This window comes from Microcystis sp. M179S2 (assembly GCF_020245805.1).
Taxonomy (GTDB): domain Bacteria; phylum Cyanobacteriota; class Cyanobacteriia; order Cyanobacteriales; family Microcystaceae; genus Microcystis; species Microcystis aeruginosa.
Genome location: NZ_JADBUE010000261.1, coordinates 1 through 5,352, shown reverse-complemented (window position 1 = coordinate 5,352; position 5,352 = coordinate 1). Strand labels below are relative to the sequence as shown.

Below are 5,352 nucleotides of genomic sequence, written 5' to 3'. Positions count from 1 at the left end.
TTGGTTTGGTCAATATCCCGACAGTAGAGCAGATGCGGAACATCCTCGATGGAATAGCCGCAAAGCATCTTTTTCCCCTGTTCAAATGGATTGATCAAGGGCTGAAAGACCAAGGCTATTTGAGGGGGTTTGAGGCGTTGGATGGCAACTTACTCGTCGCCCTAGATGGGACTCAGTACTATGAATCAGAGAAAATTAGTTGTCCTTGTTGCTCAAGCCGCACCTCAAAACAGGGAAAGATAACCTATCAAATCAGGAGAAAGGTAAAATTGGCTAAAGATTTAGTTTATCAAGCAGCCAAAAATGCTTTGATCAAAGATAATTGGTTAATTACTCATGACCTTTATACGATAAGTTTTGGAGGGGTGAATATGGCTGTTGATTTAGGCGCAGAAAAGCTGATTGCTGCGACTAAAGATCATCAAAAGATTGCCGTAGAAATTAAAAGTTTTTTAGAGGGGTCTTCAGCGATCTCAGAATTTCATACTGCTCTAGGACAATTTATTAATTATCGGGCGGTTTTAAAGAGAAAAGACCCAGATAGAGTCTTATTTTTAGCTATTCCTAGTTTTACTTACGACACTTTTTTCTCTTTAGATTTTACCCAATTGATGATTAGAGAAAACCATTTAAAATTAATCATTTTTTTGCCAAGTCAGGAGGTAATTTTAACATGGATAAATTAGCAAAATATCGTCAATTAGTCAAAAATATTCTCTCGGAATATACTCAATATAAACCCACTTGTAATGATTTAGAAATTCAAGCTATTTTTGATGAACAAAAAGAACATTATCAGGTCGTTACTTTTGGGTGGGAAGGCGAAAAATATGTACATTATTGTCTCATTCATATTGACCTCAAGTCTGATAAAATTTGGATTCAATGGAATATGACAGAACAAGATATTGCTGAAGACTTAGTTAAACTAGGTGTTCCTAAAAAAGATATTGTCATTGGCTTTCATCCTCCTGTACTTCGTCAATTGACCGATTATGCAGTAGGATAGATTAATTTATCCTACTGCAATTGATCCCAGTTAGCTGTCTGGTTCTTGGGGGTTATCTGTGGGTGACTTTGCTTTTTTTGATAAGACACCTTTTACTTTTGTTGCGGTTAAACCCAGTCCGAGTAAACCTAAACCCAAGATATTAGATGGTTCAGGGACACTTTTGGGGGGCTGTGCGACAGATTTTATTGCAAGATGATCAAATTCAATTAAATCTTCTGTAACTGGATTTGCAATTGGATATGTCGTTATATTTTCAAATCCTATCGAGGAAATCGATTCTCCTTGTAGTGCATCAATACGCAAGTAAGCATTACGTTGGAAGTTAGCTGACTTCCAATTTACTCCCGCAAGCTGTTCGATTGTTTGTGAAAAAGGTATGCCATTGATGAAGAGGCGATGATCTGTTATTGGATTATCTGGTGCAGATGGTGGGGGATTTAAAGACTGGAAACCTGACAGCCCAATTCCCACTGATATAATGCTACTGCTAAAATTAAGTGTAGTAAGTTTTGCACATTCTGTACTCGGACAAAACACACTATTACTCAATTGATTACTAGGAATATTAAATAATGTGTGTTGACCATCCCAGCTTTGAGAAACTTTATTTGAAAGATTAGGAAGACTTGTAATCGTTGATGTAGAAACTCCTCCAGAATAAGTAATACTTAAACCAGGAATTAGAGTTTTGTCTTCAAAATCCTCAATTGTATATCCTGTGATGCCTACATTTTGATTGAGGATTGTAGGGTCAGATGAGAATACAGTAGATGGAAAAAATGTAATGCTTACTGCTTGAGCAGAATTTATTCCGATGAAAGATAATAGCGCAGCACCCGTAATCGTTGTAATTGATGCATGAAAAATTAGACGATTCATGATAAATTTTCTCCTTAATTTGATTACTTCAAAACTTTAACAATCGAACTGAAACAGATTACTCTTCAAAAAACTCAGCCCTAATTAAATTTGAGACCTTAATTGTGGAGGACTGATTTTCTCAAGATATGCTGGCAAATCATCCAGAGAAAGCAATGCCAAAAGACTTAACTTTGTTTCATTGACTTTCTCCAAAAATCCCAACACCTTTGCCTCAGACATCTCAGCATTAATCTCAACAAATAGATAACCAATTCTGTCCGATAAAACCTCCTCAGAAATCTCAATAAAATCCTCACCCGGCATCAGAGGATAACATTCAACTTTTCCCTTACCTTTCACCACCAAATCCGCTACCATTAAACGCGATCGCATGATGGGATTCCAGCTATCACTCGCTTCCAAATCTGTGGCAATACCCAGAGACCGTAAGCAACAGTTGACCGCATACACAGCCAAAGTATTGAGATAGACTTGTTCAGCTAGAGCAAAATCAGAATGTTGTTGACAAAAATAATCCGCGATTTCATGGGCTTCCCTTCCTAGAGCAATCAAAAATACAGAACTATGATTAATTCGTGTCGGCATTATCTTGATTTCCCCCCATTGGAAGCTTAAATTTTCCACAAAAATCCCTGCAAACTCAGCCAGTGAGTTTTTCAAAAGTTATTCACCTCCTTAAAAAAATTACAAATAAGACAGAATTTCCTGTCCGATTAAAGGCGCAACCGTCTTCATCTGGCGCGAGAAAAAATTCTTCACCACTGCCACAGTCAAACTAAAAGAATCCGCGATCTCCTGCCAAGATCGCGCCTCCAATCGCGCCCTCAAAATTGCCTTCAAAGTCGCCTTCGGGCAATTATGGACATGATGGCGAGACAACAACTCCGGATCAGACTCAATATACTCAGCGATCAACTCCGACAAACAAAGCTGCTCCACTGGTTGAGCCAAATTCTCAAAGACAACAGACTCACCGCTCACCTGCTGTAAAGGCGATACCGATAACGTTGCCCTTGCCAGATCCAGAAAAACGCGATCGCCCAAAGCCCGATTAGCCTTTCTTAGCCCAGATAACCGACAGAGAACCGCCAACCAGACAAAACTTTGTTCATCAATCGCGATCCCTTTAACCTGTAACCTTAACCAGAAACCCAGCCCAACCTTAGCGACTAGACTAACCATTGCCGTCAGTTGGTACTTGCGACGAATCAATTGCTGCTTCTGCGCCCTGACCAGCGGGTCAAGCGTTTCCGCATACGCCTCTCGCAACAGAATATCCAGCCGATAGTTGACCCAAGCCAGAAAACTGCCCCGGTCAGGATCGAACTGGTCGAGGTGGAAAGCAACCCAACATAACGTTCGATTAACCGCATCCTCATAGACCTCTACCGAATAATGACCTCGACCCCGTAGCCGACCCGAAAATCGCAGAGCATCAAGTAACCGAGCGATCGCGGCTTGCTGCTGCAAACCCACTGTCCCAGTATAGGAACGCGCTTGCAGGGCGAGGTATTGCAGGTCATCATCATCGGTTTGCTTCAGGGAAGTTCCGCGATCGCGATGGGAGACCATGGAATTCAGACGAACTTCAGAAGAGGAGAAACAGGGTTGGGTTAACGGCATAGATGATGTTCTCAACTGCTTTCATAAAAGAAATCACAACCAACTCCTGCGATCGTCTCAAGTTGTCACAAAACTTTATATTTTAGAAATTTAAATGACGGTCAACCCCCTGATTGACTAAAGCGATTTCTTGGAATGAATATCCCGGCAGCCTCCATTAACGGTGCGTTCACTGGCGCTAGCGACACCCTACCTCGATCAATTTTGCTACATTCTGAATTTGTAATTGCTGGCCAACACCTGATCTTGTTGGCTCCGTGAAAGTCTGGGACTACAATAGGGAAAAGTGACAATTTTTGCCAGAGTGATCACCGAGGACTAATAAAGAATGACGGCTATCCTAGGGAAACCTGCCACGCTTAACACTCCGATTCTGCACCGTCTTGCCAATGGTTTAACGATTATTGCCGAAAGTCAACCGGTAGAAGCGGTTAATCTCAATGTCTGGCTGCAGGTCGGCTCGGCCTTAGAATCGGATCAGATCAATGGGATGGCTCATTTTCTCGAACACATGGTTTTTAAGGGAACCCGTAACTTAGACAGTGGTGAATTTGAACGGGCGATCGAATCAAGGGGAGCGGTGACTAATGCCGCTACTAGCCAAGAATACACCCATTATTACATTACCACTGCCCCGCAGGACTTCGCCCATCTGGCCCCGCTGCAGCTAGAAGTGGTTTTAGAAGCTTTAATCCCTGATGAAGCTTTTGAGCGGGAAAGACAGGTTATTTTAGAAGAAATTCGTCGTTCTCAGGATAATCCCCGTCGTCGCACTTTTTATCGCACCATGGAGACTTGTTTTCAAGTTTTACCCTATCGTCGTCCGGTGTTGGGTCCGACGGCAGTGATTGAAAATCTTACTCCTCAACAAATGCGCGATTTTCATCAGACTTGGTATCGTCCCGAATGGATGACGGTGGCAGTGGTGGGTAATTTGCCTGTAGATGATTTAATGGCTATTGTGAGCGATTCTCTAGATACTTTAGGCAGTAAGGGCAATTCTGGGCTGATTTCCCATCCTATCGCCCATCTAAAGCCCGAAACTCCCTTTAACGAGATTATCCGTCAAGAATACGAGGATGAAAATTTGCAGCAGGCCCGCTTAATCCTATTTTGGAAAGTGCCGGGGTTGAGAGACTTAGAAAAAACCTATCCTCTCGATGTTTTAGCGGCTATTCTGGGTCAGGGCAAGGTATCGCGATTATTTCAATCTCTGCGCCAAGAAAAGGCCTTAGTTTCCCAAATAACTGCCAGTAATATGTCCCAAGCAGTGCAAGGAGTGTTTTCCGTGTCGGCCCAATTAGCCTCGGAAAATATCGAGCAAGTGGAACGGGAGATAGTAGCACAGATTGGACAAATTCAACAGGAAGCTGTGACAGTTTCTGAACTGGAACGAGTCAAAACCCAAGTGGCCAATCGGTTTATTTTTAGCAATGAAAGACCGAGCGATCGGGCCAACCTTTACGGTTATTATCATACTCAGATCGGTGATTTACAACCGGCTTTTTGTTATCCCCAACACATTGAAGCCCTCACTTTAGAGGATATTCAAAATGCCTGTCAAGAGTATTTAAATCCTAACGCTTACGGTGTGGTTGTGGTAAGACCAATTCAGTAATCAGTGAACAGTAATCAGTAATCAGTGAACAGTAATCAGTAATCAGGGATAAAGATGAAGATAAATAAATAACTAAATAACTAATTAACGGTTCTTCGTTACTTAGTATGGTTCGATAGGGGGGCATAAATCGACTAAATCCTTATCTGGCAAGAGACTTAATTGATTAGTTCGCTCTAGATAAAAAATAATTGACAAAAATCGCCAAATGCCTTTC

The 5,352-nt window shown here is 41.8% G+C and carries 6 protein-coding genes; 3 read left to right on the top strand and 3 right to left on the bottom strand.

All coding sequences use genetic code 11. From position 1 onward, the window contains the following. The first annotated feature begins 269 nt into the window (after positions 1-269). Positions 270-686 carry an element excision factor XisH family protein gene (locus IM500_RS16035; protein WP_287738956.1) on the top strand — a complete coding sequence of 139 codons (417 nt, stop codon included), beginning with the start codon at positions 270-272 and terminating at the stop codon, positions 684-686. Next, the gene (locus tag IM500_RS16030; protein ID WP_190718574.1) at positions 674-1,009 is read left to right on the top strand and encodes a XisI protein; all 336 of its coding nucleotides are present in this window, start codon (positions 674-676) and stop codon (positions 1,007-1,009) included. The genes IM500_RS16035 and IM500_RS16030 overlap by 13 nt, the downstream gene beginning before the upstream one ends. 30 nt (positions 1,010-1,039) lie before the next feature. On the opposite strand, the gene IM500_RS16025 is transcribed toward IM500_RS16030, so the two are convergent. From IM500_RS16025 to IM500_RS16015, 3 genes are all read right to left on the bottom strand, one after another. Continuing rightward, complete coding sequence (locus tag IM500_RS16025) at positions 1,040-1,891, bottom strand: PEP-CTERM sorting domain-containing protein (protein WP_287738954.1); 852 nt, start codon at positions 1,889-1,891, stop codon at positions 1,040-1,042. 84 nt (positions 1,892-1,975) lie between these two features. Next, positions 1,976-2,554, bottom strand: coding sequence for a DUF1822 family protein (locus IM500_RS16020; RefSeq protein ID WP_287738952.1), 579 nt, complete (start codon positions 2,552-2,554; stop codon positions 1,976-1,978). A 24-nt stretch (positions 2,555-2,578) separates the two neighbouring features. Then, entirely contained in the window at positions 2,579-3,532 is a 954-nt protein-coding gene (locus IM500_RS16015) for a hypothetical protein (RefSeq protein ID WP_242034622.1), read from the bottom strand. A 313-nt stretch (positions 3,533-3,845) separates the two neighbouring features. On the opposite strand from IM500_RS16015, the gene IM500_RS16010 reads away from it, so the two are divergent. Continuing rightward, complete coding sequence (locus IM500_RS16010) at positions 3,846-5,135, top strand: M16 family metallopeptidase (protein ID WP_287738949.1); 1,290 nt, start codon at positions 3,846-3,848, stop codon at positions 5,133-5,135. Positions 5,136-5,352: the final 217 nt, after the last annotated feature.